Source organism: Mesocryomonas lacus (assembly GCF_055730135.2).
Map to the genome: position 1 here is coordinate 15747 of NZ_JBUZWE020000010.1, position 19298 is coordinate 35044.

Below are 19298 nucleotides of genomic sequence, written 5' to 3' on the forward strand. Positions count from 1 at the left end.
TGCGGTCTCTCCATTGGCCAAGCCTGAAGGAACAATGCGTTCCTGGGGGACCTCGGCAACCGTAGAAGTCGTTATCTCCTCATCCCACTGGTTTTCGGGTTCGGGGCGCCGCTGGTGCCCATCGTCGGCACCAATGGCGGCGCGGGACGGGTCGATCGCGCGAAGCGGATCGCGTTCGCCGGCGCGGTCCTCGCCCTCCTCGCGGCGGAGACCGTCGGCCTCCTCGGTGCCGCCTTTCCGGTCGCTTGGCTCGGGCTCTTCGGTTCGGATCCCAGCATGATTGCCGCCGGGGCCGGCTACCTAAGGATCGTCGGGCCGACCTTTGGGTTTTTTGGCTTCGGCATGGCGCTGTACTTCGCCAGCCAGGGCGCGGGCCGGCTTGCGTGGCCCCTCGCTGTCACCGTGCTGCGCACGACGATCGCGGTCGGTGGCGCCGTCGCGGTCGACTGGGCAGGCGGCTCCCTCCGGACAGTCTTCACCGCAGTCGCCGTCGGCCTCGTCGTCTACGGGCTGTCGATGGCCGGCGTAATCGCCCAGACGGACTGGCGAACCCTCCAACCAACCGAGCCTTAAGGCGCCGAGCGGCCGTTGGGTCCGGCGTTGCGATCGGAGGAAGCGCTCCTACGGCTTCGCCCAGTCCGGACGTGCATGGCGATGCAGCCGACGAATGCCCGGACTTTTGGAACCCGGAAGCGGCTGGCGGGCCAGAGCATCGTGAGGACACTTGCCTCGTCGGGTGCCGCCTCGAGGATCGGCACGAGCGCGCCTCGCGCGAGGGCATCCCGCACGGTGCCGGAAGGACGCTGGCCCTTGATGCGGCAGCCGATCGCAAGCGACAGTTCGATGGCCTCAGTTCTCGAGCCTCTGAAGCTCTGCAAGACCCGCGACGATCAGGCACCGCAAGCCGTCGGGCGCGTACTCGAGGTCGACGCTCGCGTCCCCGGCGTTGCCGAGACCCATCTTGATCAGCCGCGTGCCGAAACTCTTGGTCGCAGGCGGCGTCACCACGGGCCCACCGCTCTCTTGCCAAGTCCACGACAAGATCGGGTAGCCCGTAGCCACGTCGCGGTTAACTGACCAAGTCACGTCGACCGCGCCCTCGGGCACAGATAGCGCGCCGTACTTGCTGGCGTTGGTCGCCAGCTCGTGAACAATCAGCGACAGCGTCAGCGCGGCCTTCGGGCCTATCAGAATGCTGCGTCCCTTCAACCGGACGCGCTGTCCGTCGTCGTGGATCGCCAAGGCGCCCTCGACGATCTTGGTGATCGATCCCGCGTCCCGCTGCCCGGTGAGGAGGATGTCGTGAGCCTTGGACAACGCTTGCACGCGGTCCGTCAGTGACTTGCGGGCTGTCTCCAGGTCCGGGGCCGTCCGCAGCGTCTGTGTGGTGATCGCCGAGACGATGGCGAGCGTGTTCTTCAGGCGGTGGGAAAGCTCGGCGTTCAGGATGTGGCGCTGTTCCTCGGCGTTCACGCGATCGGTCACGTCACGGACCGCACCGATGAAGCGCCTTGTTCCGCTCACCTTGCGAACGACCCGTCCCCTAAGGGCCACCCAACGAACGATCCCGTCGTCGATGCCGATCGCGCGGAACTGCATGTCGAAGTCTGCGCCCTCCAATGTCGCCGCGAACTGGCGATCGAACTCTGCCCGATCGTCGGCGTGGATGGAGGCGAGCTTCGCGTCCCGTGTAACGGGCACCCCCGGGGGCAGGCCGAAGGCCGCGCGGACCCGATCGTCCCAGATCAGCTCGCCGCTGTCGAGATCGAGGTCGAAGACGCCGACCTCGCCCATCTCGGTGGCAAGCCGCCGACGGTCCTCGCTCTCGCGCAGAGCATTCTCGGCACGTAGCCTCTCCGTCGCGGCGCGCGTCCGACGCGCGGTTTCCTGCACGAACAGGACCTCTTCCTCCGTCCAGTGCCGGGGGCGGTCGTCGTTCACGTAGAGAACCGCCACGGTTCGTCCGTTCTCGACGATCGGGTGGTTGAGCAGGGTTCGGACCGCGAGGCTTTCGAGCGGGCCAGTTTCGCCATTCGTCCGGCCATCCAGCCTGATGTCGTCGATCACGACAGTCACGCCGTTCAGCAGGTCCTCGGCGTATCCGCCGTAGTCGTCCAGCTTATAAGCCCCGGCAAGACTCGGAACCCCCGGGGCCGTCCAGTCCTCCGCTACGGTGAGGGTCGCTCCGTCCTCCGCGACCAGTCCGTAGCCTACCCGGCCAACCCCGAGCGCCTTCCCGATCAGCGCAGCGGCAGACCGCGATAGCGCGACATCCTCCGCCTGACCGAGAAGGACCCCGTTCAGCTCGGTCAAGGCGTCCCGACGGCTCTCGGCGGCGATGCGGTCGGAGACCTCGAGGAAGAAGATGGTGAAGCGGTCTTCCCCGACAGGCTGGGCGGCACCTTCGTACCAGCGGCCGAGCGTGCCGACCTGGCGGGTGAACGTTCTGGCCTCCCCGCACTCGACGACATCGGCGATTTCGTCGATCCATATATCCTCGATGCCCGGAAACACCTCGCGGATGGTGCGGCCGCCAGCGGTCCCGAGAGGAACGCCCGTCAGCTCGTGCCAGGCACGGTTCACTTCCTCGTAGCGCCAGTCGACGATCCTGCCCGTCGCGTCCCGCACGACCCTGCCGAGTATGAACCCCTCGTGCAGGAGCTCGAAGATCGACCGCCACTTCTCCTCGCTTTCACGCAGGCGCGTCTCCGCCTCGACCCTTGCGGTCACGTCACGGGCGACGCCGAGGAAGTGGGTTGGCCGCCCGGCGGCGTCGCGTTGGAACTCGCCCTTCCGCGCGATCCAACGGATCTCTCCCGTGTCTGCCCGACGGATGCGGTACTCCACGTCTTTCGGGGAGTCCGCGGCGCGGCGCGTGGAGTTGGTGGAGATCAGGTTTTGATCCTCGGGAACGACGAGAGCCTCGAAGTCCTGAGCGGGCCGCTCCGGCGTTTCCGCCAACCCGTAGAGGCGCGAGAACTCGGGAGTACCGCTGAGGATGCCGGAGGTCACTTCGACGGAGAACACGCCGACGCCGCCCGCCTCCTGCGCTTGCGTGAGCCTGGCCTCGGCCAGGCGCAACCGTTCGCCGTAGAGGTGCTCGGACGTCCGGTCCCGAAGTATCTTCACGAACCCAGTGTGCTCGCCGGCGTCGTTGCGGAGCGGCATCATCTCGCCGCTGGCCCAGAATCGTGTGTCATCCTTTCGGAGGTGCCAGCGCTCGTCGACGGCGCTGCCGTCACGGATGGATAGGTCCATCTCGGTGTCGGCCTGGGATTGCGCCCGGTCCTCCGGCGTGAAGAAGCGGTCCGCCCGGTGACCGAGCATCTCCGCCTCGGACCAGCCGAAGATGTTCTCGGCGCCCCTGTTCCATTCGGTGACGAAGCCGCCGCGGTCCAGGACCACGATGCCGAAGTCGATGGCGCTGTCGAGCACCTGCCTTGCGCGCCCCCGTTCCGCTCGCCTCAAGACAAGGGCGTCTTCCCGCTCCCGTAAAGCCTTTCGCAGTTCGAGCTGGGTCATGACCTGCCGGGCGAGGGCCTCGAGCGAGACCCGTTGCGCGGAGGTGAGACCTTCCGGACGCGGTTCCGGCCCGATGACGCAGAGGGTGCCCAGAATGTCCCCGCTCGAAGTGACGAGAGGGGCGCCCGCGTAGAACCGGATATGGGGTTCGCCCGTGACGAGCGTATTGTGCATCGTGCGTGGATCGAGCGTGAGGTCGGGGATCACAAGAAGGTCGGCCTTGCTCAGGGCATGGGCGCAGACCGATTGCTCCAGCGGAGTCTCGCACGGTTCAAAGCCGATGCGTGCCTTGAACCACTGACGGTCTCGGTCGACCAAGCTGACGAGAGCCACCGGGGCCGCACATGCCTGCGACGCAAGCATAACCAGGTCGTCGAAGCCCTGTTCGGGCGAGGTGTCGAGTATTGCGTAGGACGCCAGTGCCGCGAGCCGGGCATCGTCGGCGGCCGAGACTTCGGCACCGGGGCGGTCTTGGCCAGTGTTCAAAGGTCCTGCCTGCCTGGAGAGTGCGGTATGGCAGCCGTTCTACAGTTGTTCTGTGGCCGGATAAAGCTCCTTGTGCACCGGATCCAGGGCTTGAAGTATCTGGCGGGCGACGAAGGGCTTGTCGATGAAGCCCACGGCATCGAGAACGGACGCAGCAACACTTGCGCTCGCCTCGATGTTGGCGCTGACGAACAGCGATCGGACGCCGTGCTCCTCCCGCAGACGCCGTGCGGTCTCGATCCCGTCCGGAAGCGTCGCCAGCTCGATGTCCATGATGGCAACGTCGACCCGCTCCCTCGCGGCGACCGCCAAAGCGCCCGGCATGGTGTCGACGCATCCGACCATGCGGTGGCCCGCGTCTTCGAGGATAGTCTGGAAGTCCATTGCGATCAGCGGTTCGTCTTCCACGACAAGGACGTTGAGGGGCATCTGCATTACCTTCGCTCGGGGCGACAGTGCGTTATGGTCGAAAACGACCGAGCCAGTCGCCCATCAACGGAGCCCGGCGGCCACCGTTCCCCGTTGGACCTCGTTCAGTGCCTTAGGCTCAGCGTCTATCATGAAGGCCCCGACTGGTATTACGCTGGGATCGCTTCGATCAACGTTGAATCCTGCTCGGCAATCCGGTTCTCCCGGTGCCGGAACTCCGACAGCGCCTTGTAGACCTGGAGCCGGGCGCGCATTACCGAGCCGAGAGGCCTGTGAGCGGCGAGGCTGTGGGCCGGCCGGAACGTCATGACGTCGTCGAAGTACCGCCGACGCGCCTCGGTGTAGGCGTCCTGCGCAGGAAGGCGGATCGTCGCCACCGTGACATAAGGGCTCTCGTCGACGGGCCACTCGACGGAGGCGTCCTCGATCGGCTGCGTCTTGGCGTTCGTCCAAAGCTGTGCCCTGATCTCGAACACGGCCTCGCTCTTCCGGAAGAACTCGATGGCAGCGTGGCGGAAATCGTCCTCGTCTTGGTGGGGATCGAGACGCCAGTCATTCAACTACTGCTGGACGACCGAAGCCGGAAACGCATCGATCTTTGCAACATAATTGACGAAGCGCATCGGCGCTTGGCTGAAGTAAGCGTCGGCCAACGGATGGCCGAAAGGATGGCCGAAGAAGCCCGCCAGCGGACTGTCCGTTCCGATGGCGTGAAGGACCCTGTTGAAGTTGCGGGCGGCGGCGGACACAGCGCTATTGATCACCTCGGGCAATCCCGCAGAGCTGCCGATAGCGGTACCGTCGCGCAGGAAGCCATGTGCCGTGCCCGAAGGAAACGTCGTTCCGGTGGCGAGAACGAAGTCCTGCGTGTCCATGTCGTGGCCCAGAAGCTTCTCTCCCCGGGCGCCGAACACATTGATGGACATGCCGCGATGCGTAGAGACGCGGTCACCGAGCGTCTCGCCAAGTCCTTGCGCAAACCGGACGGCGACTGGGAAGACCCCCGCTGCGGCGAAGAGTCCCTGTACCAGTTCCGGCGGCTAACCCAGCGCAACCGTCATCTCGCCGACCGCACAGGCAGTGCTCTTGGCATGGCTCGCGCGGACCGCGTGCCCCTCGCGCCTTTCGACCATCTCGCTCTGCCCGGTCATCCCCTTGATGATGCCGTCGATCGTTTCCTGCTCGGCGGTCTCCGGGGTCTCGATGTCGGTTGAGTAGCGTAGTGGTGTCATCAGGGCTTCGTCTGGCAGGGGATGCTGGTCAAGTCGGCGGCGCATGCAGAAAGGGGTCCAGCGCGAACCGGACCCCCTCGAAGGCGGACTGTCCTCAGTACGACTTCACCAGTTCCTTGACGTGCATCATGTGCATCTCAAGCGTCGGCAGCGTTTCCTTGGCGAATGCCACCACGGCCTTGTCGTCACCCGATCCTGCATAGGTGCGGAAGAGGGCGACGGCTTCCATGTGGGCCTGGGCCTGCATGTCGATGTAGAGGGTCTGGAAGTCGGCACCCTCGGCAGCCTCGAGCTGCTTCAGCATCGCCGCGTGCTTCGGCGCCAGCTCCGGAGCGGCGGGAGCCGCAGCCTCACTTTTGCCAATCGCGGCCTTCAGGTCCGTCCCGGCCTTGGTGTGGTCCTTGATCATCGCCGCAGCGAACGTCTTCACGTCGGAGGCCTCGGCCTTCTTCTCCGCCATCTCGCTGGAGCGGATCTCGAACTGGTCCGAGCTCATCACCGTCTTGGCGAAGTCGGGCGTCGCGACCATCATGATCGGATCGGCGGCGTCGGCCTTCTTCGCATCGGCCGCGAAGGCGGCTGGCGTCGAGAGAAGCAAAGCTAGCGTAAGGGTTAGAGTCTTCATCGGGTGTCGACCTTCGGTTGATGGGGTAGAGGAAAGGCTGGCGGTCACTGGCCGGCCTTGGCGAAAGCCTGCTTTAGATCGGTCGTGGCCATGTCCATGGCTTCCTTGGCCGCGGGCACGACCTTGCCCATGCCGAAGAACTCGTGCGTCACGCCCGGGAACGTCTTCTCGTTCACCGCGACGCCGGCGGCCTTCAGTTTGGCGGCGTACTCCTCGCTCTCCGAACGCAGCGGATCGATCTCGGCCGCGATGACCGTTGCGGGAGCGACGCCGGCAAGGTCCTTGCGGTCGACGAGGTCTACACGCGGATCGGACGTCTCGTCCTTGGAGGTGAAGGTCTTGTCGACGAACCAGGCGATGTCGGGAGTCGACAAAGGCGCGGTGTCGGTGAAGGCCTTCTTCGACTCCGTGTCCATCGCGTTCGACGCGATCGGATAGACGAGAAGCTGGTGGACGGGTTGCGTCGCCTTCATCTCCTTCGCCATCAACGCGACGGCCGCCGCGAGATTGCCGCCAGCGCTCTCGCCGGCGACGGCGATGCGCTTCGAGTCCCCGTTCTGCGAGCCGATGTTCTCGACCACCCAGACGTAGGCGTCGTAGGCGTCCTGATGCTGCGCGGGGAACTTGGCCTCCGGCGCATGGCGGTAGTCGACCGAGACGACGATCGCGCCGGAACCGAGCGCCAGGCTTCGGGCAGACCCGTCATAGGTGTTGATGTCGGCAATGACCCAGCCGCCGCCGTGATAGTAAACGACGACGGGAAGGGGACCCTTGCCCTCTGGGATGTAGAGGCGAGCCGGGACGCTGCCGTTCTTGGTGGGGATCGCGATGTCCTTGGTCATGACCTTGGACTCAGGAGCGGGAGAGACCTTCTTGTCGCGCTGGACGCCCATGGCGGCATCGGCGGCACTGGCCTGCATGCGGGCTTCCGGCACCGTGAGGGTTGCGACTGGTTTCGCCTCCAGCTCCTTCAGCTTGTCGAGAACGGCCTGCATCTCCGCAGTGGGCTTGGGGGCTTCCTGGGCCGAAACGGCCGATGCGGACAGGAAGGCGACGGGAAGCATGACGGCAAGCGCAAGCGCATCGCTCTTGAGGCTTTGGAATAGCATAGTGAGCTTTCAGCGTTGATGGTCGAAGTCCAAGGCTCAGGAGCTTGATCCGTTCCGACGGGACGGAGGCGGTGCACCATCAAATGACTGTGTGGCTGATCCCCCTCGGTGCGGTGTCGCTCCTGGCTCCATGATTGGCGCGCCTGCACGGGGCCCACCACGTTGCCGCAGGGGGTCCCTGAAGAGCTCCTGCGTAAGCGACGCCGGGTTCCCCTAGCCGACAAGACGACCGCTCCCAGTTGATGCTCGTAACGCAAGCAGTGCGTGCGGTGGACGGATGTACGAGATGAGCCAAGTCGATCCCGGAGCTTCTTTTGTCGGCGATCCTCCCCGTGTCGCCAAGAAGGAGGTCTTGCACGACCGCCGGGAGCTGGCCCTCGTCGCGGTGTCGAGGACGCGCATGCCGATGGTCGTCAGCGACCCGCGTAAGCTAGACAACCCCATCGTCCTCGCCAACGAGGCGTTTCTCGAGCTGACAGGGTATCCGGCCGAAGAGGTCATCGGACGCAACTGCCGTTTCCTGCAAGGCAAGGACACCGATCCGGCGGCGGTGGCCGCGATCCGGGATGGCATCGAGGCCCGGTCGGAATACGTGGACGTCGAGATTCTCAACTATCGCAAGGATGGGTCGGCATTCCTGAACCAGTTGTACATCAGCCCGGTCTTCGACGCCGACGGCGAACTCCTCTACCACTTCGCGTCTCAGAAGGACGTCACGGCCGAACGGCGCGCGGAGGAGCTGGAAGCCGCCGAGCGAATGCTGCTCATGGAGGTCGACCACAGGGCCATGAACGCGCTGGCGCTCGTGCAGAGCTTCGTGAACATCACGCAGGCCGAAACGGTCCCCGACTTCGCCACCGCGATTCGAGGTCGGGTGCAGGCGCTCGCCCGCGCACACCGCATGTTGGGCGAGGCGAGCTGGTCGGGTGCCGACCTCGCGAGCCTGCTGGCGGCCGAGGTGCCCGACCACCTGCGGGCGCGCGTCGTGTCTGACGGACCTCCCGTCCTCCTTCGGACGGCTGCCGTGCAGCCGTTGGCCCTCGTGCTGCACGAACTCCTGTCCAACGCTGCACGCCATGGTGCCCTGGCGGCACAAACAGGATCAGTTGCGATCGAGTGGTCGGTGGGGGCGCAGTCGCTGCACATCAAGTGGACGGAGAATGGCGCGTCGGGAGTCACCGAGCCGGCGGCACCCGGCGTCGGTCTGCGCATGCTGGAGAGTGTCGTGAAGCAGCAACTTGGCGGAAGGGTCTCCATGACGTGGGGAAGTGATGGTGTCCGCGCCGAGATGTCCCTTCCCATAGAGACCGCCCTTTAGCGTTCAAGCGCATCCTCAATACCAGCAGGGTACGGCAGGGATCCGCGTCCCTCCTATCTTCCGGTCAGGCGGTTACCTAGCCGCGCGGGACTTCGACCCGCACGGACTTACCTATCCTCTCAAGGGTTCGACACATGAGCAGTCATGACAGGCGACGGTCATACTCGCCTTTGGTCGAGGCTCCATGTATTGGCCGAACAGGAGGACCGCGGCTTTCTTGAACGGACGGCCTTACCGTTTGCCGTTACCCACACCGCTTCGATTCAGCCGCCGTCCGGCGTTCGGCAACTCCCTTGGCCCAACTCCGTTTGGGGTGACGCTTGGCCTTCCGACATGCCTCCCATCCCGTCTGCGAGCGGAGCGTCTTCGCAGTTTTAGGAGCATCCATGCAGAGCTTCCTAGTCGGTACGAGCGAGATGGCGAATCGCATCCGGGAGTTCGACTGGACCGCGACGCCGCTTGGCCATCCCGTGTCCTGGCCGCAGTCGCAGAAGACGATCGTCGGGATCATGCTCGGCGCCAACCAGCCGATGTTCGTCGTCTGGGGAGCCGGGCAAGGACTCATCTACAACGACGGCTATGCGCGGATCCTCGCGAACAAGCACCCGTCCGCACTTGGCCGGCCGTTCCTCGAGGTGTGGTCGGAGATCGCGGGTGACCTCGTGCCGATCGTTCAGTCCGCCTATGCCGGGGATCCCGTCCACATGGACGCGATCCGGCTGATAATGGAGCGCAAGGGCTTTCCCGAGGAGACGTTCTTCGCCTTCTCCTACACGCCCGTCCGCGATGTCGGGAACGTCATCGAGGGCTTCTTCTGTGCCTGCAACGAGATCACCGGACAGGTGCAGGCGGAGCGGCAGCTCCGGGAGAGCGAGGCTGCCCTGCGCGCACGCGAGGCGCAGTTCCGAACGCTGGCGCAGGCAGTGCCGAACCATGTCTGGACCGCGACGGCGGATGGGCTTCTCGACTGGTTCAACGAAAAGGTCTACGCCTACAGCGGTCTTTCGGAGGCGGACCTCCTTGGAAACGGGTGGGCGCGGCTCGTGCATCCGGACGATCTGGATGTCGCAGGTGCCGCGTGGGCACGGGCCAGACAGGCCGCCGAGCACTACGAGACGGAGTTCCGCATCCGCCGCTACGACGGAGCCTACCGCTGGCACGTCGTGCGGGCGGAACCCGTGCGGGAGGACGGCGGCGAAGTTCGCTGGATCGGGACGAACACCGACATCCACGAGCAGAGGACCGCCCTCTCGGAACTCAGCGCCGCCAAGGACACGCTCGAGGTTGAGGTGGAACAGCGCACGCGCGAGCGCAACCGTCTGTGGGAGAACTCGCAGGACATCTCGATCGTCATCGACGAGGAGGGCCTCTTCCGCGCCATCAATCCGGCGATGACCCGCATTCTCGGCTGGCATTCGGAGGACATGATCGGGCGCCCGGTATTCGACTTCATCGTCGAGGACGACCTCGACAAGACACATGAGGCGCTGTCGGTTGCGACCGACAGCGCGCTGGACACGACGGTCGTGCGCTACCGTCACAAGGACGGCGGTATCCGGTGGATCTCGTGGGTCGCGGCGCCCGAGGATGGGCTGATCTTCGCGACCGGCCGCAACGTCACCGCTGAGGTGGTGGCGCAAGAGAAACTCGCGCTCGCACAGGACGCACTCCGCCAGTCCCAGAAGATGGAGGCGGTCGGCCAGCTCACTGGCGGCATCGCGCACGATTTCAACAACATGCTGGCCGTCGTCATTGGGTCCCTGGATCTCCTTGGTCGGCGAACCGACGGTACCGATCCACGGTCACGCCGCCACATCGACAATGCGATGGAGGGCGCCCGTCGGGCGGCTACCCTTACCCAACGGCTCCTGGCCTTTTCGCGCCAGCAACCCCTTAGCCCCGAAGCGGTGGACGCCAATCGGCTGGTGGCGGGCATGTCGGATCTCCTGCGCCATACCCTCAGCGGAAACATTCGGCTCGAGACCGTGGTCGGTGGCGGGTTGTGGCCCTGTCTGGTCGACCCGAACCAACTTGAGAACGCGCTCCTTAACTTGGCGGTCAACGCGCGGGACGCCATGCCGGAGGGCGGACGCCTGACCATCGAGACGCAGAACGCCCACCTCGACGACCGCTATGCAGCCTCGAACATCGGCTTGTCCCCCGGCCAGTACGTGCTGATCGCCGTAACCGACAGCGGTACAGGAATGCCGGAGAGCGTGATCGAGAAAGCATTCGACCCTTTCTTCACGACCAAGGAAGTCGGCAAGGGGACGGGGTTGGGTCTCAGCCAGGTCTACGGCTTCGTGAAGCAGTCCGGCGGACACGTGAAGATCTACTCGGAGCCGGGTCACGGTACGAGCGTGAAGATTTACCTTCCGCGTCACCACGGTGAGGCTGCCGTCGTCGATCAGGACAGCGGCTCCCTGGGCATGCCCCTTGAGGACACGGCACAGCTCGTCCTCGTCGTCGAGGACGACGAAACCGTCAGGCGAATGACTTTGGAAGCCTTCCGGGAGCTCGGCTACCGAACGCTGGAGGCTGACGGTGCTGGCGAGGCGCTGCGCCTGCTCGACCTGGATCCGTCCGTCGACTTGCTCTTCACCGACATCGTCATGCCCGAGGTCGACGGGCGTCGTCTCGCGGACGAGGCGCTGAAGCGCCGTCCGGACCTGAAGGTCGTGTTCACCACGGGCTACACGCGAAACGCCGTGGTCCACAACGGCGTACTCGACGCGGGCGTGGACCTGCTAACTAAGCCGTTCACGTTGGAGGAGTTGCTGGCCAAGGTGAGGGGCGTCCTCGAACGCTCTTGAGCCCTCAGGAACCCTTGGCAACCTTTTCTATGATCTTGGAGTCGTATGGCTTTGATACCAACGGCCATTCGACACGGTCCACGTTGACGTAGCCCGACACGAGGACGATGCGCAGGTGTGGCCAGCGTTTTGAAGCGGTCTCGGCAAGCTCTGGTCCGGTCATTCCCGGCATGCGGCAATCAGTGAACAGGAGGGACACGTCGGACCTATCCGACAGAATTGAGAGAGCCTGCGCACCGCCGCTTGCTTCGAGAACCTCGAAACCCAAGTCCTCGAACATGTCGACGGCGTTCATGCGAACCAGCGGTTCGTCATCGACAACCAGAACGACATTGCGACCCTCACCAGTCATGGCCTAATTCTCCTGCTCTGCCCGATACCTATTCGCATGGCGACCAGGAACCGGACCTGAAAAGGTATCGGCATCAATTGATTGCAAACCGCAGGTAATGTGTGAGGTAGTGCCGAATCTCCGTTGTGCAATGTCCGGAAGAGCACATGGTGCGCGGCCGCGAAGCGCGATAGCGGAATGGGCGGCCACGACGGAGCGTTTCCCTAGGTATTCAAAGGCGAACTCCCCTACAGCCGGGTTCCTTGTGCAAGGCCGTAGGGATCCGTCTCTTCCAGGGCTACTGTTTTGCCCGCCCGGCGTTCGCGGCATTGCCGTTCATGGGATCAGCTTCCATGTAAGCGCTCCAGTTGTCTGCCTAAGCTGAAGGGCCGGCTTTGGCTTGATCGGCTCGGAACCGATCGCCGTCGCCTTATGCTGCTTTCCAGTGATCCGCTATGGTCTCTTTGAAGGTGCTGGCGGTTCCCTTGCAGGACCGCTTGGCGACGTAGAGCGCCGCGTCCGCACGGCGAAGCAGTGTCTCCCGGTCGGTTGCGGCTCCGCACGACCATGCGATCCCGATCGTCCCCGTCACGCGTGCGATCTTGCCGGAGTGCTCCGTCACGATATGAAGATCGCGCAGGAGACGATCGACCTTAGCCTCGAGGTCCTGCCGCCCGAGGGGCCGAAGGCTGACGATGGCGAACTCGTCGCCGCCGAGCCGGGCGGCGAAGCAGTTCGAGAGAAACGGCGCCCGCAGGCAGTCGGCGACTTGGCGGAGCACATCGTCACCCGCCGCATGGCCAAGAGCGTCGTTGACGTCCTTGAAGCCGTCAAGGTCTATGATGAGAACGGCCACTGCCTCACCCGCGGCGTCAGCCTCCGTCAGTCGCTCGTCGAGCGTCCGGTTCAAGGCAGCACGGTTCGGCAACTGAGTGAGGTCGTCCGTCTGGGCATAGCAGAGAAGTGCCTGCTCCATTCGGTGCCGCTCAGTGATGTCCTGGATCAGGCCGACCAGGGCAACAGCGTTCCCTTCGTGCCACTCAATCTCCCCAGCACACCTGACCCTACGCATGTTCCCCTTTGCCGTGACGAGGCTGAGGTCGAGCTCGAAGGACTTGCCTGTCTCGATCGACTGCCTGCATGCCTCTTCCAGCTTCGCCGCATCCATATCTGGGAAGAAGTCGAGAAGGCCATGCTCGGGAAAATCGGAGGTTTGGGCAACTTCGTGGATCGCGAACGCTCCCGTCGACCATGCGGCCCGGTGTTCGATCAGGTCGTACCTCCACGAACCCATGTCGGCCATTTGTTCCGCGCGGCTGAGCTGCCGTCGTTCGCGCTCCGAGCGTTCCGCCTCGATCCGCCTGTCTTCGGCGAGCAGGACGGCTCGCCGTGCGACGGAGCGTGCCTCGACCAGTGCCTCGGCGACACAGGCGAGATCGGCCAGGATACGGAGGTCGTCGGCCGTCGCTTCGCGCGGCCGGTCGTCCAATACGCAAAGCGTACCGATCGCAACGGAACCGCCGTCCACAAGCGTCGCACGGATAGGCACCCCGGCGTAGAAGCGGATGTTCGGTTCACCGACGACGAATGGATTGGCTGCGAAGCGCGCGTCGAGGCTGGCGTCCCCAAGCACCAACGGAGCCTCGGTCTCCACCACCACGGTGCACAGGGCAGGGCCGCGTTCCGTTTCCGGAGCGAGGGGCCCGCAGCGCGCCTTGAACCACTGACGCTCTCGGTCGATCAGCGTGATCGACGACATGCGGGTGCCGAGCAGCCGTTGCGCGGTCTCGGCCAAGACGTCGAACTCCCGCTCCGGCGCCGTGTCTAGGATGGCGAGGTCAGCCAGCGCCTTCTGGCGAGCTGCTTCCCTCTCGGCGTCCAGCATGCTTTTTCCTCGTCATCGCTCGCGGGAAGTGCGGTCGCATCGCCGTCATCCACAACCCAACGGCCCAGCGTCTGTTTGGACCCGTTCCATTCTTGGCGATCGGAGCTTCTTCCACGAACTGCGTGACCAAAGGAATAACGTCGCAGAGGAACGGACAGGATCTGGAACAGGGCGTCCCGAACAGGGTTTCCGGATCGTACGGCTAGCGCGTCAATTGTGCCGTTTGAACCCGGGAGACAACATGAGCGACCAGACCCTGAATGACCTGTTCCTTCACCAGCTCAAGGACACCTACTTTGCGGAGAACGCGATCCTGAAAGCGATACCAACGCTGATGGACGCATCGACCTCGGATGATCTGAAACTGGCATTGGGCGTGCACCTCGACGAGACGAGCGGCCAGATCAAGCGCCTTGAGGACGTCTTCGCAATCATCGGTGCCAAGCCGGAGGGCGTCGAATGCAAGGCTATCCTTGGGATCATCGCGGAAGGCCAGGAAGTGATTGAAGAGTTCGCCGGGTCCGAAGCCCTCGACGCCGGGATCATCGCGGCGGCGCAGGCCGTGGAGCACTACGAGATCACCCGCTACGGAACTTTGTATGCCTGGGCAAACCAGCTCGGTCTCGAGGAGGCTGCCGAACTCCTTAAGGACACGCTCATCGAGGAAGAGAACACGGACCAGATCCTGTCGGATCTCGCCGAGTCCTCGGTTAACGAGGAAGCTGACCAAGACTGATCGGCTGGAGGTGTAGTGACCAACGTTGCCACACCTCCACCTCGACCCGGGTGATCGGGCACGCCCACGGGCGTTGAACTGGCCATCCACGCGACTGTGGACCGTTGTCCTTGGTGTTCAATCGAACTTGGTCCGCTTGCGTAAACCTCCCGCTTACCATCGCGACGTCGAGCGCACAAAAGGCAGACCAATTTAACCTCCGTGCCCGTAGCTTGTCCCCCAAAGCCCAAGGGACATGCGATGACCTCCTACGTAATCGACGCCGTCAGAAACGAAGAGGCGCGCCTTAATGCGCTGCGCGACCTCAACCTCCTCGACACCTCTCCGAGCGACAGTTTTGACCGATTGACGCGCCTTGCAAGCAAGCTGCTCGACGCCCCGGTTTCGACGATCTCGCTCACCGATCGCGACCGCCAGTGGTTCAAGTCAAAGGTAGGCGTCGACATCACCGAGATACCCCGTGAGCAGGCGCCGTGCAGCTATGCCATCGGCGACAACGAGATCTTCGTGGTTCCTGACCTTCAGGCAGATCCGCGCTTCGTGGACAGTCCCTTGGCTCTCGCCGGAATCAGGTTCTACGCCGGGGCTCCCCTCTTCACCCGTCAAGGCTATGGCCTCGGCACACTTTGCGTCGTCGACGACAAGGTCCGCGATCTCGATGCCGAGGGGCAACAAGTGCTGCGCGACCTCGCGGGCATGGTGATGAGCCAGATCGAGCTGAGCAACACGATCGGCCGTTCCGACGCCGTGACCGGGCTTCCGAACCAGCACCAGATGTTCGAGGACCTCGAGGACCTCGGCCGACACCACGCGGGCGAGACGATGACGGCCGTGATGTTCGAGCTGGTCTCCCGGAGCCAGTCCGGGCACGGCCAGCGCGTGCTTGGCGGCAGCTTTACCGAGGCGCTGGTCCGCGGCGGGGCGACCCGGCTTCGGCAGAGCCTCGGCAACTCCTCCAGGCTCTATCACGTAGGCCCGACCAGGCTGGCGGTGTTCGTGACGCCGGAGTTCGGCGGGGACCCCGATACCTTGACCGCAGGCCTGGCCGATCTCCTGCGCGCGCCCATCGAGTGCGAGGGGATCCCGGTGACGCCGACGCTCGCCGTTGGGTCCTGCTTGTTCCTGCTCGGCGAGATGCCACCGCGTGACGTGTACAGGCGTATGCTGAACGCCGTGGAGGATGCTCTCCTGTCGGATGACGGCCACGCGGACTACTCGCCCGCGCACGACCTCAAGCATGCGCGCAGCTTCATGCTGTTGAACGACTTCAAGGCAGCCCTCGAGGCTCCTGACCAGCTTCGCCTGCATTACCAGCCGAGGATCGATCTCGCGAACGGGACATGCATCGGCGTCGAGGCCCTTCTTCGCTGGACCCATCCGCAGCTTGGACCGATCCCGCCGTTCGAGTTCATTCCGAACGTCGAGCAGACCGCGCTGGCCAAGCCGCTTACCGAATGGGTCGCGCGTACTGCCCTTGCCCAATTGTCGGCATGGCGGGCGGGCGGGCTACAATTGACCATGTCGATCAATGTGTCGGCCCTCAACCTCGACGAGCCCGACTTCGCGGAGCGGATGCTTGAGATCGTCCGGGAGTCAGGTGTAGCGCCCGACGCGCTCGAACTTGAGTTCACGGAAAGCGCGGTCGCGCGGAATGGCTCCCGGGTGGTCCGCCAGCTCGAGACGATTTGTGCCGCCGGGATCGTTATCGCGATCGACGACTTCGGCAGCGGGTACAGCAACCTTTCCTATCTCCAGAACCTGCCGGCGACCGTACTGAAGGTGGACAGATCGTTCGTCGGCAACTTGGAGGGATCGGAACGCGACCGGACCCTCGTCCGGTCAGTCATCGACATGGCTCATGACCTTGGGTACCGGGTCGTGGCCGAAGGTATCGAGACGGACACGACCTATGAGCTACTGAAGCTATGGGGATGCGACGAGGGACAGGGCTATCTCATGGCCCGCCCGCTGCCAGCCGCTGAAGTCGAGAACTTCATGCGGGAAGGAACGCGCGCGGCGGCAGCCTGACGGCGCCAAATCGGCCGGCGCGGTCGGCGTTCAGAACCCGGGTTGTCGAGGCGGGGGCGACGCATCCATCTCCCGCTCGATGCACGCCATCAAGATCGGGTAGGAGCCTCCCGCGACCTCGGCAACCTCACCGCAGTATGCGGTCGTGCTCGGAGGAAAGGCCATCCATTCATCTTTCAGTTGGGCGTAAGCATCGCGCTGACTTTCGAGGCACCCCATCCGTGCCCGTTTCGATTCACCGGCGAGGCTTGCAAGGTTGCGGCAATAGTCCGCAGGATCGTACCGAGGGACGCTGTCCGCCATCGAAGGGTGAGACGATAAGATCAGAGTTGCGATGGTCGTTGCCGCAGTAAGGGAGCGCAACAAGTCGGTCATCTTCCTTTCTTGGCCTGGGGGAGGCGACGCTGATTAAGCCTGCATAGAAGCGGCGTGGATGACTGAACCAGCCAACTGCACCCGATAACGGAGCCACACGAAGCGGCCCCGCCGTGACTCGGGTTCCTACCAGTTCGTTGTTTCGTTGCGATCCGGAAGGCGACCGTTCGGCGTCAGCTTGTCGATCACTCCCGGTAGGAGTTCCGACAGTTGTGAGAGGAGGTCGCCCTGCGACATCCCGGTCTGGGTCGACAAACGATCGACGGTGTCGTCCCCCAGCGCTTGCTGAAGCTCGTGCGGGGCGATGGGTTCGTTGCTGCCATGACCGACCCACGAAGCCGCCTTCTGCCCATGCCCGGCTTGCTCGAGACGCTCGAGAAGGCCGCCGGGTCCGGTATGTCCGCCGCTGAATTCTCCGCGGTTCGCGAGACCACCTTCAGACGGCTGCTCGAACCGATCTTCAGGCTCCGGCTGCTGGATTTGCCCGGAGCCACCGATCTGGCCCATGCCACCCGACTGCCCAGTCAAGCCCCCGAGGAGATCGCCAAGTCCGCCGCCGCCAAGGCCGCCGCTGCCGCCGTGACCCGACATCTGCTGTGTCAGCAGGGCCATCAATGCCATCATGATCGGCGACATGCCGCCCTGCGATCCGCCGCCGAGCATCCCGCCGAGCCCGCCCGGGAGTCCGCCCTGCGAGCCACCACCCTGCTGCAAGCCGCCTCCACGTTGTTGTCCGCCGAGTACGCTGCCGATCACGTCTTCAAGAATGCCCATCGATACCTCCCGAATAGAAAAAGGGCCGGAGGGGAGATCCCCGCCGGCCCGACTGTCCGCCCTTAGAGGCCGCGGCGTACCCGCTCGGCGTCCGTCAGGGTCTCGCCGACACGCTCATCGGCAATGTCGACCTCGGTATGGCGCACCGTATCCGACACCGTCTCTGTGCGGTCACGGACGTCGCGCTTGAGGTCGATCTCCTCGACGACTCGGGCCTCCTTGGAGATCACGGCTTCCTGAGCCGTCTCCTCGAGCTCAATGGTCCGCTCCGCGAAAGCATCGGCCGCACCGACCGGGCGGTCGACGGTACGACGGGAGATCTCGACGTTCTCGCTGCGCAGGTTCACATCTTCGGAGACGTTCTCCTCGACGACGTATGACCGAACGCGGACACGGCCGTGGCTTACGTCACGCTTGCCGACGCGCAGGTTCTCCTGCACGACCTCGATGGTCCCGTCGCGGTCCTTCGAGAGGTCGGTACCGAGGGTGTCGCGCTCGGAGTAGCCTGCGGCGCCCGATGCGGCTGCATACGAGCTGCCCGTCGGGGAGCCGATGTCCGTGGCCGCAACAGGGCTGTCACCGAGCGGATTGATCGAGCCGCCCGAGTAGGCCCGGCTCCCGGAGGCCGAGGTGCCCTCCCAGCCTTCCGATCGCCAGGTGGCGGCGCGCTCGTCGATGTCGGCTGCACCCTCGCCCTCGAGGACGTCAGCGATTTCCTCGAAGCGGCTATCCGGAGCGCTCACGGTCACCACAGTGCCACCGCGGCGTACGCCCTCGGCATACGTGTGGCGGTCATCCTCGTCGTCGCCCATGAAGAAGTCCCCGATGGCCTCAAAGAAGCCCTTGTCCTCGTTGGCCGTCGTGCCGCGCGAGGTAAGAGTGGTCGAGTCGGCGATGCGGACCTCGGAACCGGAGATGCCGATGCGAGCGAGCTTGTCGATCGCGGCCTGGGCTTCGGTACGGGTGTCGAAGTAGGCAGTGATGGTCTGTGTCATTGTTCGTCTCCCAAAGGTTTAGTGATCGTTGAATCGTCCGTCGCCTGCGTCCGTTCCACGACCGCATGCTGTTTTCGCAAGTTGATCGAGGTCTCGATACGTTCGGTCGACTTGATGCGGCGGATGTGGATTTCTTCGGTGACGACCAGACGCTTGGTGACGACGATTTTTTCCTCAACGAGCGAGACGATCGTGACGTCGCCCTCTTGGCGTATGGCGGGTGCCTCGGCGACTTCGCGGTCCACACTTACGCGGCTAAGCTCGACATTCTCGGCGTCGAGCTCTTGGACAACGACGTGGTCAGTCGCCTCGGTAACCGTACGTACCCGTACGTGGCCTGTGACCACGTCCTCCTTCCGGATGCGCACCGTCTCTTCGACAAGAGAGATCACATCGGACATATCTTCCTCCCGTGTCATCGTCAGATGACCCGGCGCGAGAGTATGACGCGGTTGTTGACGCCCGTGCGGGCGGCGCCCGCTGCGGTCGCTCCGGCTTCCAGTCCGTCATGATATAGTGTGCGGGTTGTAGCGGTCGGGGTCATGGCAGGTCCTCCGTTCGGCGTGCGGAGAGCGCGCTCCATCAGGGCTCAACATCGTTGTCCGCAAATCGTTCAACCGATGCTCCCGACGGCGTCATT

General features: G+C 64.3%; 15 protein-coding genes and 1 pseudogene. 5 read left to right on the plus strand and 11 right to left on the minus strand.

The genetic code is table 11. From position 1 onward, the window contains the following. Positions 1-87: 87 nt before the first annotated feature. Entirely contained in the window at positions 88-573 is a 486-nt protein-coding gene (locus ACZLZY_RS16000; RefSeq protein WP_472935375.1) for an MATE family efflux transporter, read from the plus strand. Positions 574-849: 276 nt separating this feature from the next. On the opposite strand, the gene ACZLZY_RS16005 is transcribed toward ACZLZY_RS16000, so the two are convergent. From ACZLZY_RS16005 to ACZLZY_RS16025, 5 genes and pseudogenes are all read right to left on the minus strand, one after another. Then, positions 850-4008, minus strand: a complete 3159-nt coding sequence (locus ACZLZY_RS16005; RefSeq protein ID WP_472935199.1) for a PAS domain S-box protein — start codon at positions 4006-4008, stop codon at positions 850-852. Between the two features lie 39 nt (positions 4009-4047). Beyond that, complete coding sequence (locus tag ACZLZY_RS16010; RefSeq protein ID WP_472935200.1) at positions 4048-4437, minus strand: response regulator; 390 nt, start codon at positions 4435-4437, stop codon at positions 4048-4050. A gap of 149 nt (positions 4438-4586) precedes the next feature. Beyond that, a pseudogene (locus ACZLZY_RS16015) lies at positions 4587-5669 on the minus strand (catalase family protein). A gap of 94 nt (positions 5670-5763) precedes the next feature. Continuing rightward, on the minus strand, positions 5764-6294 hold the full coding sequence (locus tag ACZLZY_RS16020; protein ID WP_472935201.1) for a DUF4142 domain-containing protein: 531 nt from the start codon (positions 6292-6294) through the stop codon (positions 5764-5766). Positions 6295-6338: 44 nt separating this feature from the next. Continuing rightward, complete coding sequence (locus ACZLZY_RS16025) at positions 6339-7403, minus strand: alpha/beta hydrolase (protein WP_472935202.1); 1065 nt, start codon at positions 7401-7403, stop codon at positions 6339-6341. A gap of 286 nt (positions 7404-7689) precedes the next feature. Here ACZLZY_RS16025 and lov point away from each other — a divergent pair, with 286 nt between their 5' ends. Together lov and ACZLZY_RS16035 are read left to right on the plus strand one after the other, a co-directional pair. Beyond that, positions 7690-8721 carry a blue-light-activated histidine kinase gene (gene lov, locus ACZLZY_RS16030; RefSeq protein ID WP_472935203.1) on the plus strand — a complete coding sequence of 344 codons (1032 nt, stop codon included), beginning with the start codon at positions 7690-7692 and terminating at the stop codon, positions 8719-8721. A gap of 386 nt (positions 8722-9107) precedes the next feature. Further along, positions 9108-11534, plus strand: coding sequence for a hybrid sensor histidine kinase/response regulator (locus tag ACZLZY_RS16035; RefSeq protein WP_472935204.1), 2427 nt, complete (start codon positions 9108-9110; stop codon positions 11532-11534). Positions 11535-11538: 4 nt separating this feature from the next. On the opposite strand, the gene ACZLZY_RS16040 is transcribed toward ACZLZY_RS16035, so the two are convergent. Further along, a complete protein-coding gene (locus ACZLZY_RS16040; RefSeq protein ID WP_472935205.1) occupies positions 11539-11886 on the minus strand; it encodes a response regulator in 348 nt (115 codons plus the stop codon). A gap of 409 nt (positions 11887-12295) precedes the next feature. Beyond that, positions 12296-13750, minus strand: a complete 1455-nt coding sequence (locus tag ACZLZY_RS16045; protein ID WP_472935206.1) for a diguanylate cyclase domain-containing protein — start codon at positions 13748-13750, stop codon at positions 12296-12298. Between the two features lie 241 nt (positions 13751-13991). Between ACZLZY_RS16045 and ACZLZY_RS16050 the strand changes: the two genes are divergently transcribed. Together ACZLZY_RS16050 and ACZLZY_RS16055 are read left to right on the plus strand one after the other, a co-directional pair. Next, the gene (locus ACZLZY_RS16050) at positions 13992-14486 is read left to right on the plus strand and encodes a YciE/YciF ferroxidase family protein (RefSeq protein ID WP_472935207.1); all 495 of its coding nucleotides are present in this window, start codon (positions 13992-13994) and stop codon (positions 14484-14486) included. 240 nt (positions 14487-14726) lie between these two features. Then, positions 14727-16514 carry a sensor domain-containing phosphodiesterase gene (locus ACZLZY_RS16055; RefSeq protein WP_472935208.1) on the plus strand — a complete coding sequence of 596 codons (1788 nt, stop codon included), beginning with the start codon at positions 14727-14729 and terminating at the stop codon, positions 16512-16514. Positions 16515-17015: 501 nt separating this feature from the next. Here the strand turns inward: ACZLZY_RS16055 and ACZLZY_RS16060 are convergent. From ACZLZY_RS16060 to ACZLZY_RS16075, 4 genes are all read right to left on the minus strand, one after another. Beyond that, a complete protein-coding gene (locus ACZLZY_RS16060) occupies positions 17016-17663 on the minus strand; it encodes a YidB family protein (protein ID WP_472935209.1) in 648 nt (215 codons plus the stop codon). A gap of 62 nt (positions 17664-17725) precedes the next feature. Further along, entirely contained in the window at positions 17726-18658 is a 933-nt protein-coding gene (locus ACZLZY_RS16065; RefSeq protein WP_472935210.1) for a YsnF/AvaK domain-containing protein, read from the minus strand. After that, entirely contained in the window at positions 18655-19059 is a 405-nt protein-coding gene (locus tag ACZLZY_RS16070) for a DUF2382 domain-containing protein (protein ID WP_472935211.1), read from the minus strand. Before ACZLZY_RS16070 ends, ACZLZY_RS16065 begins: the two co-directional genes overlap by 4 nt. A gap of 20 nt (positions 19060-19079) precedes the next feature. Then, positions 19080-19202, minus strand: a complete 123-nt coding sequence (locus ACZLZY_RS16075; RefSeq protein WP_472935212.1) for a hypothetical protein — start codon at positions 19200-19202, stop codon at positions 19080-19082. Positions 19203-19298 lie beyond the last annotated feature (96 nt).